15 protein-coding genes are annotated in these 17,545 nt (G+C 75.4%); 7 read left to right on the top strand and 8 right to left on the bottom strand.

Annotated features, from left to right (window positions below; translation table 11 throughout):
- The first annotated feature begins 78 nt into the window (after positions 1-78).
- Positions 79-1,248 (top strand): serine hydrolase, encoded by a 1,170-nt coding sequence (locus tag Q0994_RS17125; protein ID WP_299535411.1) that lies wholly within the window; start codon positions 79-81, stop codon positions 1,246-1,248.
- A 59-nt stretch (positions 1,249-1,307) separates the two neighbouring features.
- Here the strand turns inward: Q0994_RS17125 and Q0994_RS17130 are convergent, their stop codons facing one another.
- Positions 1,308-2,348 carry a hypothetical protein gene (locus Q0994_RS17130; RefSeq protein WP_299535413.1) on the bottom strand — a complete coding sequence of 347 codons (1,041 nt, stop codon included), beginning with the start codon at positions 2,346-2,348 and terminating at the stop codon, positions 1,308-1,310.
- 73 nt (positions 2,349-2,421) lie between these two features.
- Between Q0994_RS17130 and Q0994_RS17135 the strand changes: the two genes are divergently transcribed.
- A complete protein-coding gene (locus tag Q0994_RS17135; protein ID WP_299535415.1) occupies positions 2,422-4,938 on the top strand; it encodes a helicase C-terminal domain-containing protein in 2,517 nt (838 codons plus the stop codon).
- A gap of 49 nt (positions 4,939-4,987) precedes the next feature.
- Here the strand turns inward: Q0994_RS17135 and Q0994_RS17140 are convergent, their stop codons facing one another.
- Positions 4,988-5,524 (bottom strand): DUF2000 domain-containing protein, encoded by a 537-nt coding sequence (locus Q0994_RS17140; protein ID WP_299535417.1) that lies wholly within the window; start codon positions 5,522-5,524, stop codon positions 4,988-4,990.
- A gap of 159 nt (positions 5,525-5,683) precedes the next feature.
- Between Q0994_RS17140 and Q0994_RS17145 the strand changes: the two genes are divergently transcribed.
- Together Q0994_RS17145 and Q0994_RS17150 are read left to right on the top strand one after the other, a co-directional pair.
- Positions 5,684-6,193 (top strand): Lrp/AsnC family transcriptional regulator, encoded by a 510-nt coding sequence (locus Q0994_RS17145; RefSeq protein WP_299535420.1) that lies wholly within the window; start codon positions 5,684-5,686, stop codon positions 6,191-6,193.
- Positions 6,194-6,382: 189 nt separating this feature from the next.
- A complete protein-coding gene (locus Q0994_RS17150) occupies positions 6,383-8,026 on the top strand; it encodes a DNA repair helicase XPB (RefSeq protein WP_299535422.1) in 1,644 nt (547 codons plus the stop codon).
- Positions 8,027-8,080: 54 nt separating this feature from the next.
- Here Q0994_RS17150 and Q0994_RS17155 read toward each other — a convergent pair whose 3' ends face one another.
- Positions 8,081-8,269, bottom strand: a complete 189-nt coding sequence (locus tag Q0994_RS17155) for a hypothetical protein (protein WP_299535424.1) — start codon at positions 8,267-8,269, stop codon at positions 8,081-8,083.
- A gap of 488 nt (positions 8,270-8,757) precedes the next feature.
- Here Q0994_RS17155 and Q0994_RS17160 point away from each other — a divergent pair, with 488 nt between their 5' ends.
- Positions 8,758-10,833, top strand: a complete 2,076-nt coding sequence (locus Q0994_RS17160) for an AAA family ATPase (protein WP_299535426.1) — start codon at positions 8,758-8,760, stop codon at positions 10,831-10,833.
- Positions 10,834-10,894: 61 nt separating this feature from the next.
- On the opposite strand, the gene Q0994_RS17165 is transcribed toward Q0994_RS17160, so the two are convergent.
- The 4 genes from Q0994_RS17165 to Q0994_RS17180 form a co-directional block, all read right to left on the bottom strand.
- The gene (locus Q0994_RS17165) at positions 10,895-11,584 is read right to left on the bottom strand and encodes a copper homeostasis protein CutC (protein WP_299535428.1); all 690 of its coding nucleotides are present in this window, start codon (positions 11,582-11,584) and stop codon (positions 10,895-10,897) included.
- A 260-nt stretch (positions 11,585-11,844) separates the two neighbouring features.
- Positions 11,845-12,786: a biotin-dependent carboxyltransferase family protein gene (locus Q0994_RS17170; RefSeq protein ID WP_299535431.1), complete on the bottom strand. Its 942-nt coding sequence runs from the start codon at positions 12,784-12,786 to the stop codon at positions 11,845-11,847.
- Entirely contained in the window at positions 12,783-13,445 is a 663-nt protein-coding gene (locus tag Q0994_RS17175) for an allophanate hydrolase subunit 1 (RefSeq protein WP_299535744.1), read from the bottom strand. Before Q0994_RS17175 ends, Q0994_RS17170 begins: the two co-directional genes overlap by 4 nt.
- 89 nt (positions 13,446-13,534) lie before the next feature.
- Positions 13,535-14,284, bottom strand: a complete 750-nt coding sequence (locus tag Q0994_RS17180) for a LamB/YcsF family protein (protein ID WP_299535746.1) — start codon at positions 14,282-14,284, stop codon at positions 13,535-13,537.
- A 95-nt stretch (positions 14,285-14,379) separates the two neighbouring features.
- On the opposite strand from Q0994_RS17180, the gene Q0994_RS17185 reads away from it, so the two are divergent.
- Positions 14,380-15,081 carry a hypothetical protein gene (locus tag Q0994_RS17185; protein WP_299535433.1) on the top strand — a complete coding sequence of 234 codons (702 nt, stop codon included), beginning with the start codon at positions 14,380-14,382 and terminating at the stop codon, positions 15,079-15,081.
- 181 nt (positions 15,082-15,262) lie between these two features.
- On the opposite strand, the gene Q0994_RS17190 is transcribed toward Q0994_RS17185, so the two are convergent.
- Positions 15,263-15,862 (bottom strand): hypothetical protein, encoded by a 600-nt coding sequence (locus Q0994_RS17190; protein WP_299535435.1) that lies wholly within the window; start codon positions 15,860-15,862, stop codon positions 15,263-15,265.
- Between the two features lie 275 nt (positions 15,863-16,137).
- Between Q0994_RS17190 and Q0994_RS17195 the strand changes: the two genes are divergently transcribed.
- Positions 16,138-17,430 carry a Cmx/CmrA family chloramphenicol efflux MFS transporter gene (locus tag Q0994_RS17195; RefSeq protein ID WP_299535748.1) on the top strand — a complete coding sequence of 431 codons (1,293 nt, stop codon included), beginning with the start codon at positions 16,138-16,140 and terminating at the stop codon, positions 17,428-17,430.
- Positions 17,431-17,545 lie beyond the last annotated feature (115 nt).

Consider the following 17,545-nt stretch of genomic DNA (forward strand, 5'->3'; position numbering starts at 1 on the left):
ATGGAGCAGCGCCGCGCGCAGGCTGCACGGGCGCGGCCGAAGCTGGCGTTCCCGCCCCGCCCACGCCAGGAGTTCCCCGTGCCCCTGCCCCGCTCCCCACGGTTCCGTCTCTCCGCGGCCGCCCTGCTGGCCGCCGCCTGCACGGCCGGCCTGCTGTACTCCCCGGCCCGCGCCACCGACCGGCCCGCGGGCCGCGACCGCCCGCTGCGCGAGCAGTTGGCGGAGCTGACCCGGACGCCCGGCGGGCCGCCCGGCGCGATCGCCGTGCTCACCCGCGGCCCGCACACCGAGATGGTCCGGGCCGGTGTCGCCGACACCGGCAGCGGCCGGCCGCCCACGATCGGCGACCACATGCGGATCGCCAGTACCGCCAAGGCGTTCAGCGGCGCGGTCGCCCTCGGGCTCGTGGACCGCGGGAAGCTCGGCCTGGACGACACCCTCGGCCGGGTCCTCCCGAGGCTGCCGCGCGCCTGGCACCGGGTCACCCTGCGCCAGCTCCTCAACCACACCAGCGGCCTGCCGGACTACACCACCGACCCGGAGTTCATCGCCCTGGTGACCGAGGACCCGCGCCGCCGGTTCGACTCCCGCCGGCTGCTGGACTTCGTCGCCGACCGGCCGCCGGGGTTCCGCCCCGGCACCCGCTACGCCTACTCCAACTCCGACAACATCGCGGTGGCCCTGATGGCCGAGGCGGTGACCGGCCGCCGGTACGAGGAACTGCTCGACCGGCTCGTGTACCGACCGCTGGACCTGCGCGACACCAGCCTGCCCCAGGGGTACGAGCTTCCGGAGCCGTACCTGCACGGCTACGAGGCCGACCCGCCCCGGCCGCCCGAGGACGTCAGCGAGGTGCTGAGCGCGTCCGGGGTGTGGGCCTCGGGCGGAATCGTGTCGACGCCGGGTGACATGACGGCGTTCGTACGCGGCTACGCCGGGGACCGGCTGCTCTCCGCCCCCACCCGCCGCCGGCAGCGGGCCTGGGTGGACGGGGCCTCCGAACCGGCCGGTCCCGGCGCGAACAAGGCGGGGCTGGGACTGTTCCGGTACACCACCCGCTGCGGCACGGTGGTGGGCCACACCGGCAACTTCCCCGGCTACACCCAGCTCGTCGCGGCCACCCCGGACGGCGAGCGGTCGCTGACCTTCTCGGTGACCACCCAGATCAACAAGACGACCGACCCGGAGCTGCTGGAGCGGCTGCGCGCCGTGCAGGAGGACTTCGTCTGCGCGCTGCTGCGGCGGTAACCGGGCCGGCGAGGGGCGCGGGCGGCCGGGACCGGCGGCGGGTTCCCGCCCGCCGCCGTTCAGCCCCGCGCCCGGCGCGCCCGCCACACCAGGTAGAGCGCAGAGACCACCGCCGCGGTGCGGACCACCACCGGCCAGAGCCCGGTCAGTACCTCGCCCGTCGCGCCCTCGGCGATCGGATCGCCCCAGCGCCCGTCGAGCCGCCCCCACACCCAGACCAGCGCACCGGCCACCACCACGCTGGGCAGCCCCATCGCCACCCACTTCGCCTCGGCCCTCGACAGGGTCCGCGAGCTGTACGCGAGGAGCCAGCCGCCCGCCAGCGCCAGCCAGGACCCGGCGACCGCGCCCGCCACCAGCAGCGCGGCGGCCAGCAACAGCAGCGGCTGCCCGATCCGCCGCCGGGACGGTGCGGGCGCCTCGGCGACCGGCGCCGGGGCCGGCCCGCGGCGACGCCGTCCGGGCAGCAGCCGACGCCGCCGCGGCGGGGCCTCCCCCGCCTCCCCGGCCGTTCCCCCACCGGCCTGCTCGACAGCCTCGACGGCGGAGTCGCCGGTCTCCGCGTCCTGCTCGCCGGGCGGCTCGTCGTCCGGGCCCGGCGGAGGTTTCAGCAGCTCGGGGATCTCCACGCCCCCGACGAAGCCGGGCACCCGCACCCCGTCGCCGAAGGGGCCCGGCCGCACCCGCCACCAGCCCGGATCGCCGCCGTCGGAACCCTCGCCGCCCAGGCCGAGCATGTGCGGGGCGGAGGCGTCGGGCCAGGCCGGGGGCGCGCCGCCGTCCTCGTACGCGTCCGCTTCCGCCCGGTCCGCCGCCGCGCCCGGCCCGTCCCCGTCGTCCTCCGTACGGGGGCGGGGCAGCAGGGGGGTGGCCGCCGGGCCGGCGGCGGAGACGACTTCCTCCGGGGTGCCGAACTCCAGGACCAGGCGCCGCACGGACTCCGGGTCGTCCGGCCCGGTGCCGCCGCGCCGTCGCCCGATCTCCTCGCTCAGCCCGTCGAGGAGTCTGCTCCTGGCGTCGGGTCCGAGCCCCTGACGCCGTGCCAGGTCGCCGACCCGGTCCAGATACGCGTCGACGATCCGGTCGCTCTCGATCCCCACCCGATGCTTCCCCTCGCTGCCCTGCGGCTGGCCCTGCCCCGACCGTAGCGTTCCAGGGGCTACCGTGGGACGGATGGGGACGACCACACCACCGCGCACGCTCGCCGAAGCTCTGCGCGCCCGCGACGACGCATCGTTGGCCGGGCTGCTGCGGGCCCGCCCCGACCTGCTCAGTCCCGTGCCGAACGACATCACCCAGCTCGCCACCAGGGCGGGCACCCGTGCCTCCGTCGTGCGCGCGCTGGAACACCTCGACCGGTTCGCGCTGCAGACCGCGGAGGCGCTCGCCGTGGCGCCCGACCCCGCCCCGTACGGGACGCTGCTGTCCCTGCTCACGGGCGACGGGCAGGACGACGGCGACCACCGCGACGACGCGGGGGCCGCCCTCGCCCGGGAGCTGCCCCGCGCCCTGGCGACCCTGCGCGAACAGGCCCTCGTCTGGGGCGAGGACGACCGGCTGCGCCTGGTGCGCACCGCCCGCGAACTGCTGGCGCCGTCGCCCCAGCACGCCTCCCCCACCGGGCTCGGCCCCACGGTCGCCGAGGCCACCGCGGGCATGTCGCCGGGGAGGCTCCAGGAGATCCTCGCCGCCGCCGGACTGCCCGCCACCCACGACCCGGTCTCCGCGGTCACCGCGCTGTCCGGGCTGTTCACCGACCGCGCGCGGATGGCGGAGCTGCTGGACGGCGCCCCGGTGGAGGCCCTGTCGGTGCTGGACCGGCTGGTCTGGGGGCCGCCCTACGGCGAGATCACGCCCCATCCGACGCCGCCGGTTCGCTGGTTGCGCGACCGGGGCCTGCTGCTGCCGGTCGCCACCCGCACGGTGGTGCTGCCGCGCGAGGCGGCGCTGCACCTGCGGGCCGGGCGCGCCCACCGGATGCCGGAGCCGGTGGCTCCGGTGGTGACGGCCGCCGCCGAGCGGGAACCCCGGGCGGTGGACGCGGCCGCCGCCGGTCAGGCGCTCGCCGCACTCGGCACCGTCGACGACCTGGTCGCCTTCTGGAACACCGGCGGTCCCGCCGTGCTGCGCTCCGGCGGGCTCAGCGTCCGCGAGCTGAAGCGGGTGGCGTCCGCGCTCGACACCACCGAGCCGATGGCCGCCTTCTGGGTCGAACTCGCCTACGCGGCCGGCCTGGTGGCCTCCGACGGCGAGACCGACGAACGCTACGGCGCGACCCCGGCGTACGACGACTGGGTCGAGCTGCCGGCACAGCAGAGGTGGGTCCGGCTCGCCACCGCCTGGCTGGCCGCCACCCGCACGGCCGGGCTGGTCGGCGGGCAGGACGCCAAGGGGCGGGCGCTGTCCGCACTCGGCCCCGACCTCGACCGCTCCGCCGCGCCCGACGTACGCCACCGGGTCCTGGCCCTGTTCGCCGCGCTGCCGCCGGGCACCGCGCCGGACACGGCGACGCTGCTGGCCCGGCTCAGATGGGAACGCCCGCTGCGGGGCGCCTCCCGCACCGAACTCCAGGCCCGGCAGCAGGGCACCGCGCCCGCCCCCTCGTCCGCGACCGACACCTCCGACCTGCGGTCCCGGATCGCGCTGTGGACCGTCAACGAGGCGGAGCTGCTCGGCATCACCGGGCGCGGCGCGCTCTCCTCGCAGGCCCGCGCGCTGCTGGACGGCGACCCGGCGGCGGCTGCCGCCCTGCTCGCGCCGCTGCTGCCCGAGCCGCTCGACCACGTACTCCTGCAGGCCGACCTGACGGCCGTCGCGCCCGGCCCGCTGGAACGGCCGCTGGCCGAACTCCTCGCGGTGCTCGCCGACATCGAGTCCAAGGGCGGCGCCACCGTCTACCGCTTCACGCCGGGGTCGGTACGCCGCGCCCTGGACGCCGGGCAGGCCGCCTCCGATCTGCACGCGTTCCTGGCCACCCACAGCCGGACCCCGGTGCCGCAGCCGCTCACCTACCTGATCGACGACGTGGCCCGGCGCCACGGCCACCTGCGGATCGGCGCGGCCTCCGCCTACGTGCGGTGCGACGACGAGTCCGTCCTGAACGAGATCCTGGCCGACCGGCGCTCCGCCGCGCTGCGGCTGCGCCGGCTGGCGCCGACCGTGCTGGCGGCCCAGGCCGACCCGGCCTCGCTGCTCGAAGGGCTGCGGGAGATGGGGTGCGCGCCGGCCGCCGAGTCCACCGACGGGGACGTGCTGATCACCCGGGCCGGCACCCGCCGAACCCCGGCCCGGCAGGCGCCCGCCCCGGTGCCGGAGGGGCCGCCGGTGCCGGATGAGACCCTGCTCGGCGCCGCCGTGCGCGCGATCCGCGCCGGGGACACCGCGGCCACCGTGCCGCGCAAGGAGTCCGCCACCGTCCCGGAGTCCCGCGAGGCCCCGTCCCCGAGGGGTCTGCCGCGCACTTCGGCGGCGGAGACGCTGGCCACGGTGCAGGCGGCGGCCATGACGGGCTCAGCGGTCTGGATCGGGTACGTCAACGCGGACGGCGCGGCCAGTCAGCGGGTCATCGCCCCGGTCCGGGTGGAGGGCGGTTTCGTCACCGCGTACGACCACACCGCCGACGAGGTCCGCACCTATCCGCTGCACCGGATCACGGGCGTGGCGGAGCTGGCGGACGACGCGACGGCCTGAGGGCGACGCCGGGCGCGGGGTCCGCGCGGATCGCGGGGGCGGTCGGTCCTCAGCCGAGCAGGCTGAGTGTACGGACCAGCTTGTCGACCTTCTTGCGGGGGCCGACCAGGGACACCGCGCAGTAGGTCAGGTCGTCGGCGCCGGTCCCGGCGAGCCGGTCGAGGTACTCGTCGTAGACGCGGGAGGTCTGGGCCTGCTCGGGCATGTCGACGACCAGCACCTCGCCGCCGAGCGCGGCGGCCCGGCCGCGCACGCCGTGCAGGGTGGCGGCGTCGGCGGCCAGTACGGAACAGCCCGCCCAGGGGAGCCCCGGATGGGCGGCGCCGGAGGCGTCCTCGCCGTCCCGGCCGACCAGCTCCGGCAGCGCACGGCCGACCGAGGCCGCCATGCAGGCCGCGGCGTTCGCCTGCCGCCCGGCGGGCAGCGCCTCGTCGACGACGATGACCCACTTGAGCCGGGCCTGCCGGGTGGAGAGATCGGTACGGATGTCCTCGTCGGACAACCGGGGCGCGGGGGCCGACCCGCTGGCCGGCCGGTCGGTCGGCCGGGAGATCGGCTGGGAGATCGGCTGAGGGGTGGAGGGCACGGGGGCTCCTTGGGGCTCTGCTCGTACAGGGGGGGTCGGGTCCGGTGGGGGCGAAGAAGCGGACGGACCGCCCTTCGTGCAACCGGGCACGCCTACGCTAGACACCTGTGGGGGCCATCGTGTCGCTCACCGAACTTCGTGCGCCCGACGGGAGAAATCGTGGAACTTGATGCGCTCGACCGCGCCCTGCTGCGGGAACTGCAGGACGACGCACGGCAGACCAACCGCGAGCTGGCCGCGAAGACGGGTGTCTCGCCCTCCACCTCGCTGGAGCGGGTGAGGCTGCTCCGCGAGCGAGGGATCATCACCGGCTACCACGCGGCGCTGGACCTGGAGGCGGCCGGCCGGCCCGTACAGGCCCTCATCTCGGTCCGCATCCGGCCACCCGCCCGGCCGGTCATCGAGGGGTTCCGCGAATGGGCGGCCCGGCTGCCGGAGGTCATCGGACTGTTCGTGACCTCGGGGGCCCACGACTTCCTCATCCACATCGCGGTCCCGGACGTGAACGGCGTCTACTCCTTCGTCATCGACCGGCTCACCGACCGGCGCGAGGTCGTCGACGTGCAGACGACGATGGCCTACGAGCACGTCCGCACCCACACCATCGAGCCGTCCCCGCCGCCCGGCACGACCGACGGCGGCCGGGACGGCGGCCGCCGGGGCCGGTGAACGCGGGAGCAGGTGAGCGCCGGGGCCGGTGAGCGCGGGCGGGCGTCGCGGGCGCGGCGGGTGCGGGCCGCACCTGCCGGAACGGCGCCCGGGGCCGGCCCGCCCGGAGACCTCCCGGCCCGCACCCCCTCCGCCCCGCCCCGCGATGCGGCACACTGGACGTTTGGCCCGTGGAAGGGATGTACGTACGTGACCGGACCCCTCATCGTTCAGAGCGACAAGACACTGCTCCTGGAAGTCGACCACGAGCAGGCGGAGGCATGCCGGAGGGCCATCGCGCCCTTCGCCGAGCTGGAGCGCGCTCCGGAGCACATGCACACCTACCGGCTGACGCCGCTCGGCCTGTGGAACGCACGGGCGGCCGGGCACGACGCCGAGCAGGTCGTCGACGCGCTGGTGGAGTACTCGCGTTACCCCGTGCCGCACGCGCTCCTCGTCGACATCGCCGAGACGATGGCCCGGTACGGCCGCCTCACCCTCTCCAAGCACCCCGTCCACGGTCTCGTGCTGACCAGCACCGACCGGCCGGTGCTGGAGGAGATCCTGCGGTCCAAGAAGGTGGCCCCGCTGGTCGGGGCGCGGCTCGACCCGGACACGGTCGCCGTGCACCCCTCGGAGCGCGGGCAGATCAAGCAGACGCTGCTGAAGCTGGGCTGGCCGGCCGAGGACCTCGCCGGGTACGTCGACGGCGAGGCGCACCCGATCGAGCTGGACCAGGACGGCTGGTCGCTGCGGCCCTACCAGCGGCAGGCCGTCGACGGCTTCTGGCACGGCGGCTCCGGGGTCGTGGTGCTGCCCTGCGGCGCGGGCAAGACGCTGGTCGGCGCGGGCGCGATGGCCGAGGCCAAGGCGACCACGCTGATCCTGGTGACCAACACCGTCTCCGCCCGCCAGTGGAAGCACGAACTGGTGAAGCGGACCTCGCTGACCGAGGAGGAGATCGGCGAGTACAGCGGCACCCGCAAGGAGATCCGCCCGGTCACCATCGCGACGTACCAGGTGCTCACCACGCGCCGCAAGGGCGTCTACCCGCACCTGGAGCTCTTCGACTCGCGCGACTGGGGCCTGGTGATCTACGACGAGGTGCACCTGCTGCCCGCCCCCGTCTTCAAGTTCACCGCCGACCTCCAGGCCCGCCGCCGGCTGGGGCTCACCGCGACGCTGGTGCGCGAGGACGGCCGCGAGTCGGACGTGTTCTCGCTGATCGGACCCAAGCGGTTCGACGCGCCGTGGAAGGAGATCGAGGCGCAGGGCTACATCGCGCCCGCCGACTGCGTCGAGGTCCGGGTCAACCTCACCGACTCCGAGCGGCTCGCCTACGCGACCGCCGAGACGGAGGAGAAGTACCGGTTCTGCGCCACCACGGCGACGAAGCGCAAGGTCACCGAGGCGCTGGTGCGCAAGCACCGGGGCGAGCAGACCCTCGTCATCGGCCAGTACATCGACCAGCTCGACGAGCTGGGCGAGCACCTGGACGCGCCGGTGATCAAGGGCGAGACGTCGAACGCGCAGCGGGAGAAGCTCTTCGAGGCGTTCCGGCAGGGCGAGATCAACGTCCTGGTGGTCTCGAAGGTCGCCAACTTCTCCATCGACCTGCCGGAGGCCACGGTCGCCATCCAGGTCTCCGGGACGTTCGGGTCCCGCCAGGAGGAGGCCCAGCGCCTGGGCCGGGTGCTGCGGCCGAAGGCGGACGGGCACGAGGCCCGGTTCTACTCGGTGGTCGCCCGGGACACCGTCGACCAGGACTTCGCGGCGCACCGCCAGCGGTTCCTGGCCGAGCAGGGGTACGCCTACCGGATCATCGACTCGGACGAACTGCTCGCCGGAAGCTGACGGGGTCCGCCGCGGCGCGCGGGCGCGCGGTGGTCCGGTGCGCGGCGGGTGGGCTCAGCGGGCGCGGCGGACGCCCGCGTCCGCCGCGTACTCGCCGCGCACGACGACGTCGAACGCGGTGGTGGCGAAGATCCTGACGGCGCGGAGCGCGTCGCCGGCGCGATGGTGGCGGGGGTGACCGGTGACCGCGGTCGCGCCGTGCGCGGGTCCGGTCCTGCGGGGGTCGAGAAGCGCGGTGCTCATGTCTTCCATGGTGCTCCCGGTGGCCGCCCGGACGCGTCGGCCCGCGGGGGTGGATGCCGGGGCATTCACCTGCCGCTCGGGGTGGACCTCCCCACCGGCGCCCAAGCCCTGCGGCGTACGCCCTCTCCCCGGAGTACGGGACGCCGGGAGGACACGACCCGTAAGGGGCAGCGGACCGGGCAGTGGCGGCCGGGGCGGCGGGGCGGTGCACGTCAACCTCGCGCCGCGTCAACGATATTGGTTGGACCGCCCTGTCCGCCGTGGATACAATCGCCGGTCTGCCCGCCTCCCGCACCGTGGTACCGGCCCGGAGAACCCCTCTCCGGCACCGGCAGCCGGGGGAGCGCCGCCGACCGGACGGAAACCGGCCGACAGCCGTACGCGCGCTCCCGCCGCGTACCCGTGTGATTCCTTTCAGGGAACGGACCGCGCCCCGCCCGACGGTGCCGCGCGGTTTCGACCCGCGCCGAAAAGCCGGAGGCTCCACCGTGTCCGCGTCCCCTCTTGCGGAAAGCGATCCGTCCACCGATCCACTCGCCCGCGAGCGGTCCCATCTGCACGCCTCCCGGGCCGCGCTGCGCGCCATGCGGGAGGACGTGCAGTCCCTCGACATCCGCGACGTCACCGCGAACTGGGTCAACGCCGCCGTCCTTCAGGCGCAGATGGACGAGCGCATCAAGGCGCTCGCCGACCTCGCCGGCACCCCGCTCTTCTTCGGGCGCCTGGACTACCTGCACCCGGTGGGTGCGGATCGGGCCGAGGGCGCCGAGGGCGAGCGGTTCTACATCGGCCGCCGCCACGTGCACGACGCCGACGGCGACCCGATGGTCATCGACTGGCGCGCGCCCGTCTCCCAGCCGTTCTACCGCGCCTCCCGCAAGGACCCGCAGGACGTGGGGCTGCGCCGACGGTTCGGCTACACCGGCGGCGATCTCAGCGCGTACGAGGACGAGAACCTCACCGACCCCACGGAGTCCGCGCACACCAGCCGGCTGCTCCAGGCGGAGATCGAGCGGCCCCGCGTGGGTCCGATGCGCGACATCGTGGCCACGATCCAGCCGGAGCAGGACGAGATCGTCCGCGGCGGCCTCGCCGGATCGGTCTGCGTGCAGGGCGGCCCCGGCACCGGCAAGACCGCCGTCGGCCTGCACCGGGTCGCCTACCTGCTCTACGCGCACCGGGAGCGGCTGGCCCGCACCGGCACCCTCGTCATCGGGCCGAACCGCTCGTTCCTCCAGTACATCGAGCAGGTGCTGCCCGCTCTCGGCGAGCTGTCGGTGGCGCAGGCCACCGTGGACGACCTGGTGACCAAGGACGTCGAGGTGCGCGGCACGGACGAGGCCCCGGCAGCCGTCCTCAAGGGCGACGCGCGGATGGCGGAGGTGCTGCGGCGGGCGATCCGCTCGCACGTGACCCCGCCGACCGAACCGGTCGTGGTGGTCCGCGGCTCGCGCCGCTGGCGGGTCCCGGCGTACGAAGTGGCGGAGATGGTCACGGAGTTGCTGGCCCGTGACATGCGGTACGGGGCCGCTCACGAGGCGTTGCCGCAGCGCATCGCGCACAGCGTCCTGGTCCGCATGGAGGAGGCGGGCGAGGCGCCCGACGACCGGGTGCAGAACGCGGTGGCCCGCAACCCCGCCGTGAAGGCGGCGGTGAAGGCGATCTGGCCGGCGGTGGACCCGGCGAAGCTGGTACTGCGGCTGCTGTCCGACGCCGATTTCCTCGGCGCGCACGCCGAGGGCCTGTTCGACGAGGACGAGCAGAGGACGATCCTGTGGACGAAGCCGGCCCGGAGCGTGAAGTCGGTGAAGTGGTCGGCGGCGGACGCGGTGCTGATCGACGAGGCCCGCGACCTGGTCTCCCGCACCCAGTCGCTCGGGCTGGTGGTGCTCGACGAGGCGCAGGACCTGTCGCCGATGCAGTACCGCGCGGTGGGGCGGCGCTGCTCGACCGGTTCGGTGACGGTCCTCGGCGACCTGGCGCAGGGCACCACCCCGTGGTCGACGGCGAGCTGGGCGCAGGCGCTGGCGCACCTGGGCAAGCCGGACGCGGTGGTGGAGGAGCTGACGGCGGGCTTCCGCGTGCCGCGCGAGGTGATCGCGTACGCCTCGCGGCTGCTGCCGGCCATCTCGCCGGGGCTGGCCCCGGTGGAGTCGGTGCGTGAGTCGCCGGGGTCGCTGACGGTCACGGAGGTGGCGGGCGACGCGCTGGACGCGGCGGTGGTCGCCGCGTGCGAGGAGTCGCTGCACCGGGAGGGCTCGATCGGTCTGATCGCGGCCGACGCCCGCATCCCGGCGCTCGCCGGGGCGCTGACGGCGGCGGGTCACGCGTACCTGTCACCGGGCGAGGAGACGAGCGCCGAGTCCCGTCTCACCCTGGTCCCGGCCTCGCTCGCGAAGGGCCTGGAGTACGACTACGTGGTGCTGGACGAACCGGCCGCGGTGGTCGACGGCGAACCGGACGGGCGCACGGGCCTGCGCCGGCTGTACGTGGCGCTGACCCGTGCGGTCTCCGGCCTCGCCGTGGTGCACGCCGCACCGCTGCCGGAGGCACTCACGGCGTAGCGGCCGGTGCGGGCGGCCTGCCCCCGCGCGCGCTCGGTGGGGAACAGCGGCCTCGGCCGCCTCAACCGTCGAGGGCCTCGCGCCATGCGCGCACCGCCGCTTCGTCCACCGGGCCGTTCCAGCCCTGTGGACGGGCCGCGCCGCCGATGTGGAAGGCGTCGAGTCCCGCCTCGCGCAGGCGGGGCAGGTGGTCGAGGCGGAGACCGCCGCCGACGAGGAGCTGCGGCTCGTAGCCGGGTTCGCGGCCGCGGGACGCCTCGTCGAGCAGGGTCGGGATGCCGTCGTCGACACCGCTCGCGGAGCCGGCGGTGAGGTAGGTGTCCAGGCCCGGCAGGTCGGCGAGCTGCTTGCGCAGCGCCGCCCGGTCGACGGCCCGGTCGATCGCCCGGTGGAACGTCCACCGGCAGCCGTCCAGGGCCGCCACCAGCCGTTCGACCGCGACGAGGTCGGGGTGCCCCTCCTCGTCGAGGAAGCCGAGGACGAACTCGTCCGCACCCGCCGCGCGCAGCTCCCGCGCCCGTCGGACCAGCGCGTCGATGTCGCCCGCGGCGAACCCGTCGCTCTCCCTGAGCATCACGCGGACCGGGATACCGACGGCCTCACGGACGGCGGCGAACGTCTCCCGCGACGGGGTGAGGCCGTCCGCCGCCATGTCGGTGACCAGTTCGAGCCGGTCCGCACCTCCGGCCCGGGCCGCGACCGCGTCCTCCACGTCGAGAGCGATCACCTCCAGGACTGCACGGTTGCTCATACGACCCCACCATTCTCAGAGAGCTGCCCACAGGTCTAGTCCATTAGCCAGCCTACGGTCGATCATCAAGCGGCGCAGCCCGCCGCCGCCCGATTCCGCTGCCGGTGCGGGCCGGGAGGTCCGGCACGTCCGGACGTCGCCCAGGATGCCCCGTACGTCCCCGGCCGGCGTAGTCCGTGCGAACCCGGGGGCGAACCGGGGGCACAGGCACGGACGGGCACGGACGGGCACGGACAGGCACCGCCAGGGGCGGGCGGGACTCAGGCGGGTACGAATCTGACCGGGGTGCCGGGGGCCGCCTGCGCGGCCGCCGCGAGGGCGGGCGCGGCGACGACACCGACGACCGGATAGCCGCCGGTGGTCGGGTGGTCGTTGAGGAAGACGACCGGCCGGCCGTCGGGCGGCACCTGCACCGCGCCGAGCACCATGCCCTCGCTGGGCAGTTCGCCGTCGCGGACACGCGCGAGGGCGGGGCCCTCGGTGCGCAGGCCGATGCGGTTGCTCTGCGCGGAGACCCGGTAGGCGGCGGTGAACAGGGTCCGCAGCGCACCGGGGGTGAACCACGCGTCGCGCGGACCGAGGCGCACGGGCAGGACCAGCACGGCGGGCGCGCCGGGCCACGGGGCGGCGACGGGGAGCGCGGGGACGCCGCGCTCCGGCGCACGCCCGACGGGCAGCTCGTCGCCGTCGTGGAGCGGGGGCGGTCCGAGGCCGGACAGCAGGTCCGCCGACCGGCTGCCGAGCACCGGCTCGGGCAGCAGCCCGCCGCCGTCGAACGCCAGGCAACCGCGCACCCCGCTGAGCGCCGGGCCCGCGTCGAGCACCGCTCCGGCCGGTACGCGTACGGGTGCGCCCCAGGCGGCCGGGCGTCCGTCGACCGTCACCCGGCACACCGCGCCGCCGACGACCGCCACCATGTCCCGGTCTGCGCGGACCGCGCATCCCGTCATCGTGGTCTCCAGCACGGCGGCCCCGGGATCGTTGCCGAGGAGCCGGTTGGCCAGCAGGCGTGCGGGTTCGTCGAGTGCTCCGGCGCGCGCCACGCCGAGGTGCGCCCAGCCGGTACGGCCGCCGTCCTGCACGGTGGTCAGCGCACCGGCGCGCACCACCGTGAGCGTGGCGGCGCCATCGGTGGATCCGGGCGCCCGCGCGTCGGGCCGGACCGTGCCGGACGCCGTCCCGGTCTCGTCCGGGGCGGTCATCCGTGCGCCTCCACCGGCACGAAGCGGACCCGGGTGCCCGGTGCGAGCAGGGCGGCGGGTTCGCGGGCCGGGTCCCAGAGCCGGTCCGGGTCCTCCATCCGCCCGACCAGCCGCCACCCGCCGGGCGAGGGACGCGGATAGACGCCCGTGTACGGACCGGCCAGCGCCACCGCACCGGCCGGGACCCGGGTGCGCGGGGTCGCGCGCCGGGGCACGTGGAGGTGTTCCGGCAGACCGGTGAGATAGCCGAACCCCGGCGCGAACCCGCAGAACGCCACCCGGAAGGCCGTCGCCGAGTGGAGGGCCGCCACCTCCTGGGGAGCGACGCCCCACATCCCGGCGACCTCGGCCAGATCCGGCCCGTCGTAGACCACCCGGATCTCGGTCCGGGGTCCCTCGGCCCGGTGCAGCGGCTCGACGGTCCACGACTCCAGCGCGCGGGCGAGCCGCCCCCGGTCGGCGTCGGAGGAGCCGGCGAGGCCGTCCAGCAGCACCGTGCGCGCGCCGGGCACGACCTCGCGCACCCCGGGCAGGTCGCCGCGCGCACGCCGGCGCACCACCTCGGCGTGGAACGCCTCGGCCGCCTCCGCGGAGTCCAGTTCCACCAGCAGAGCTTCCCGCCCGGCGGGCAGCACCCGTACCGGAGCGGGCCGAGCCACCGGCCCGCCGCCTCCGCCGCTGCTGCCGTCGCCGCCTCCACGGCTGCTGCCGTCGCCGCTTCCTTCGGCCGGGGTGGGAGCGGCGGCGGTCACGCGAACGCCCGGACGGTGACGCCCGCCGCCTCCAGCTCGCCCCGCACCCGCCGGGCGAGCGCCGCCGCGCCCGGGGTGTCGCCGTGCACGCAGAGCGAACGCGCCTCGATGAGGATGTCGGTGCCGTCGGCACAGGTCACCGTGCGTCCGACCGCCATGCCGACGCTCCGGCGCACCACCTCGTCGGGGTCGTGCACCACCGCGCCGGCCTCCCCGCGCGGAACCAGGGTGCCCTGCGGGGTGTAGGCCCGGTCCGCGAACGCCTCCTCGACGGCGGTCAGCCCGGCGGCCCGTACGTGCTCCAGCAGCCGTGAGCCGGGGAGCCCGAGGACGGCCGGCGTGGCGCCCGCGAGCAGCACGCCCTCGACGACCGCCGCGGCCTGTTCCTCGTCCCGGACGGTCCGGTTGTAGAGCGCGCCGTGCGGTTTCACGTAGGAGACGGTGCTGCCCGCGGCCTCCGCGAAGACCCGCAGGGCGCCGATCTGGTAGGCGATCTCGGCGGTCAGCTCGGCGGCGGGCACGTCCATGGAGCGGCGTCCGAAGCCGGCCAGGTCGCGGTAGGAGACCTGCGCGCCGATGCTCACCCCGCGTTCCGCCGCCGCGGCGCACACCCGGCGCATCACCGAGGGGTCCCCCGCGTGGAAGCCGCAGGCGACGTTGGCGCTGGTGACGCAGTCGAGCAGCGCGTCGTCGTCCGTGAGGGTCCAGCGGCCGAAGCCCTCACCGAGGTCGGCGTTGAGATCCATCATCACGGGCAGCACGCTAGCAACCCGAGCCCCGGAACGTCCCGCTCCGCCGATCGCTCCGCCAGGACGGTCCGCCACCGTCCTAGAGTCGTCCCATGACAGACCACCGCAGCCCCGGAACCGACGACGCGTCCGGCGACGCGTCCGGCACCGACCTCCGTACCCGCTGGCAGGAGGCGCTGGACGCCGCGCGTGGCGGGGCCGACGGACCGGACCCGGCGCCGTACGCCGAGAACCTGCTCGCCCGGTGGGCCGAGCCGCAGCGCAGGTACCACACCACCGCCCATCTGACGGCGGTCCTGGACCGGATCGACGTCCTGGCCGGGCATGCCGCGAACCCCGCGCGGGTGCGGCTCGCGGCGTGGTTCCACGACGCGGTGTACCGGCCGGACCGGACGGAGAACGAGGAGCGCAGCGCGGCTCTCGCCGAGCGGGCGCTGTCCGAGGCCGGGGTCCCGGCCGACGCCACGTCCGAAGTCGCCCGGCTGGTCCGGCTGACCGTCACCCACGCACCGGAGCCCGGCGACCGCGACGGCGAAGTCCTGTGCGACGCGGACCTGGCGATCCTCGCGTCGTCGCCGAAGGAGTACGCGGAGTACGCCGCGCAGGTCCGCGAGGAGTACGGCTTCGTGCCGGACGAGGCGTTCCGGGAGGGCCGGTCGGCGGTGCTGCGCCAGTTGCTGGAACTGCCCCGGCTCTTCCGCACCCCGCACGGCGCGCGGGAGTGGGAGGAGCGGGCCCGGCACAACCTGGCGACGGAGCTGGAGCTGCTGACCGGGGCGGACGGCACGGACTGAGAGCGCCGTCCACGGAGCCGGGACGGCGAGAGCGACGGGCCGGCGGGACGACGGGACGGAGAAGCGGCGCACGGGCGGGTCAGAGGCCGGCGGAAGCGGCGGCTGGTCAGGCGGTGGCTGGTCAGGGGCGCCGGAAGCCTTGGCGGGTCAGCGGTGACCGTGGCGGCGGTCGGCGCGTCCCTCAGTCGCCGTCCGAGCCTCCCGCATCCGCGTCGGCGAAGCCGTCCCCGCCGTCCTGCCAGTGCGAAACGCCGGGCGGCCCGGCCGCACGGTAGCGCGCCTGTACACGGTGGGACACGCCGGTCGCGAGGCACAGGCCCGCCACGCAGGCCAGCATGAGAGCCGTCCCGGAGAACAGCAGGGCGCCCCAGGGCGGGCGCTCCGAGTCCACGCCGAAGGCGATGAGGAGCATCACTCCCGGGAACATCCCGAATATCCCCGACCCGCAGAGCGTCAGCACCGTCATCCCCTCGTGCAGGTCCGCGAACTCCTGTGCGTCACGCAGGGTCGCCGCACGGCCGGGCAGGACCACCGGTAGCAGGGCGATCGCCTGCCAGGCCAGGCACCCGAGCTGCACGACCGCGTAGGCGCCGAACGGCAACGGGCGCGACCAGTAGTGCACGAGTGCCGCCAGGGCTGTGAAGAACGTGCCCGCGTTGCCCACCACCACCCAGACCCCGCGCGACCGCACGAACTCGGTCGCCGCCTCGAACACCTCGGCCCAGAACCATCCCTGGGCGATCTTTCTCGGTCTTCGGCCGTTCCTGCCGCCACCGGACATGCGCCGCCCCCCGTGCGTCGGTCGTCTCCCGGCTTCGAGCATGCCCCCGTCGACACGGCGGTAAAGGAGGGCGAACCGAACCATCCCGCCCCACCGGTCCCCATCGCCCCGGCCGCCCCACCCGTCACTGCGGCGTCGCGCGCGGACACCGGCCCGCACGCCCGTCGTGGCCGGTACGCGACACCGGCCGGCACCGGCCGGCACCGGCGGGAATGCCCGGAACAGCCCGATCGTTAGCCATGGTCATGCCCGACTCTGCCGCCGGACACCCCCGGATGCCCCTCGCCGTGTACATTCTCGGCCTCTCCGTCTTCGCGCTCGGAACCAGCGAGTTCATGCTGTCCGGGCTGCTGCCGCCGATCGCCGAGGACATGGGCGTATCGATTCCGCAGGCAGGCCTCCTCATATCCGCGTTCGCCATCGGCATGGTGGTGGGCGCCCCCCTGCTGGCGGTGGCCACCCTCCGGCTGCCCCGGCGCACCACGTTGGTGGCGTTGATCGCGGTCTTCGGGCTCGGGCAGGTGGCCGGTGCGCTGGCCCCCTCGTACGAGGTGCTGTTCGTGTCACGGGTGGTGAGCGCGCTGGCCTGCGCCGGGTTCTGGGCGGTGGGCGCGGCGGTCGCCGTGGCGATGGTGCCGCTGAACATGAGGGCGCGGGCGATGGCGGTGATGATCGGCGGTCTGTCGATCGCCAACGTGATGGGTGTGCCGCTCGGCGCGCTGCTGGGCGAGAGCCTGGGCTGGCGGTCCGCGTTCTGGGCGGTGGGCGTCGCGTCGGCGGTGGCGCTGGTGGGCGTGGTGACGCGCATCCCCCGTATCCCGCTGCCGGCCGAGAAGCCGAGTCTGCGGAGCGAGACGGCCATCTACCGCGACAAGCAGGTGTGGCTGGCCATCGTGGTCACCGCCCTCGCGGCGGGCGGGGTGTTCTGCACGTTCAGCTATCTGGCGCCGCTGCTGACGGACGTGGCCGGGCTGGAGTCGGGCTGGGTGCCGTGGGTGCTGGCACTGTTCGGCGTGGGCGCGCTGGTCGGCACCGCGGTCGGGGGCCGGGTCGCGGACGCGCACCTCTTCGGGGTGCTGCTGACCGGCATCGCCGGCTCCACGGTGTTCCTGGTGGCGATGGCGCTGTTCGCGTCGCATCCGGTGGTCCTGGTCGCGCTGGCGTTCCTGCTCGGCCTCTCGTGCTTCTTCACGGCCCCCGCCCTGAACGCCCGGATGTTCAACGTGGCCGGGGCCGCCCCGACGCTGGCGGGCGCCACCACCACCGCCGCCTTCAACCTGGGCAACACCAGCGGCCCCTGGCTCGGCGGCACGGTGATCGACGCGGACTTCGGTTACGCCGCCACCGCCTGGGCGGGCGCGGCGATGCTGCTGGTCGCCCTCGGGGTGCTCGGCGTCGCGCTGCGGCTGCGCAGGAGCGCGGGCGGCGACGGAACGGCCGTACCGGCCCAGCGGTCCAGGACGGTGGCGCGTTCGGAACCGGCGAAGCCCGTGCCCGGACCGCTCACCGGGGAACCGGCGGTGCTGCCGACCGGTTCCGACGACCGCGTGGGCCCGGCCTGCTCGTAGGAGTGCGTGGCTCGTGAGGCGGGCGCGCTCGTAGGGCGTGCGGTGGGCGCGGCGCGCTCGCGCGGCCGGGCGGCCGGGAGGCCGGCGTGGGGTGCTCACGCGACCTGGGGGTGTG

Source organism: uncultured Streptomyces sp., assembly GCF_947488945.1.
Lineage (GTDB): Bacteria > Actinomycetota > Actinomycetes > Streptomycetales > Streptomycetaceae > Streptomyces.

Excerpts from the sequence above, each read along its gene's own strand:
- Q0994_RS17135 (WP_299535415.1), top strand. The coding sequence starts at position 2,422 with ATGGGGACGACCACACCACCGCGCACGCTCGCCGAAGCTCTGCGCGCC.
- Q0994_RS17155 (WP_299535424.1), bottom strand. The coding sequence starts at position 8,269 with ATGAGCACCGCGCTTCTCGACCCCCGCAGGACCGGACCCGCGCACGGC.
- Q0994_RS17165 (WP_299535428.1), bottom strand. The coding sequence starts at position 11,584 with ATGAGCAACCGTGCAGTCCTGGAGGTGATCGCTCTCGACGTGGAGGAC.
- Q0994_RS17170 (WP_299535431.1), bottom strand. The coding sequence starts at position 12,786 with ATGACCGCCCCGGACGAGACCGGGACGGCGTCCGGCACGGTCCGGCCC.
- Q0994_RS17180 (WP_299535746.1), bottom strand. The coding sequence starts at position 14,284 with ATGGATCTCAACGCCGACCTCGGTGAGGGCTTCGGCCGCTGGACCCTC.
- Q0994_RS17185 (WP_299535433.1), top strand. The coding sequence starts at position 14,380 with ATGACAGACCACCGCAGCCCCGGAACCGACGACGCGTCCGGCGACGCG.
- Q0994_RS17190 (WP_299535435.1), bottom strand. The coding sequence starts at position 15,862 with ATGTCCGGTGGCGGCAGGAACGGCCGAAGACCGAGAAAGATCGCCCAG.
- Q0994_RS17195 (WP_299535748.1), top strand. The coding sequence starts at position 16,138 with ATGCCCCTCGCCGTGTACATTCTCGGCCTCTCCGTCTTCGCGCTCGGA.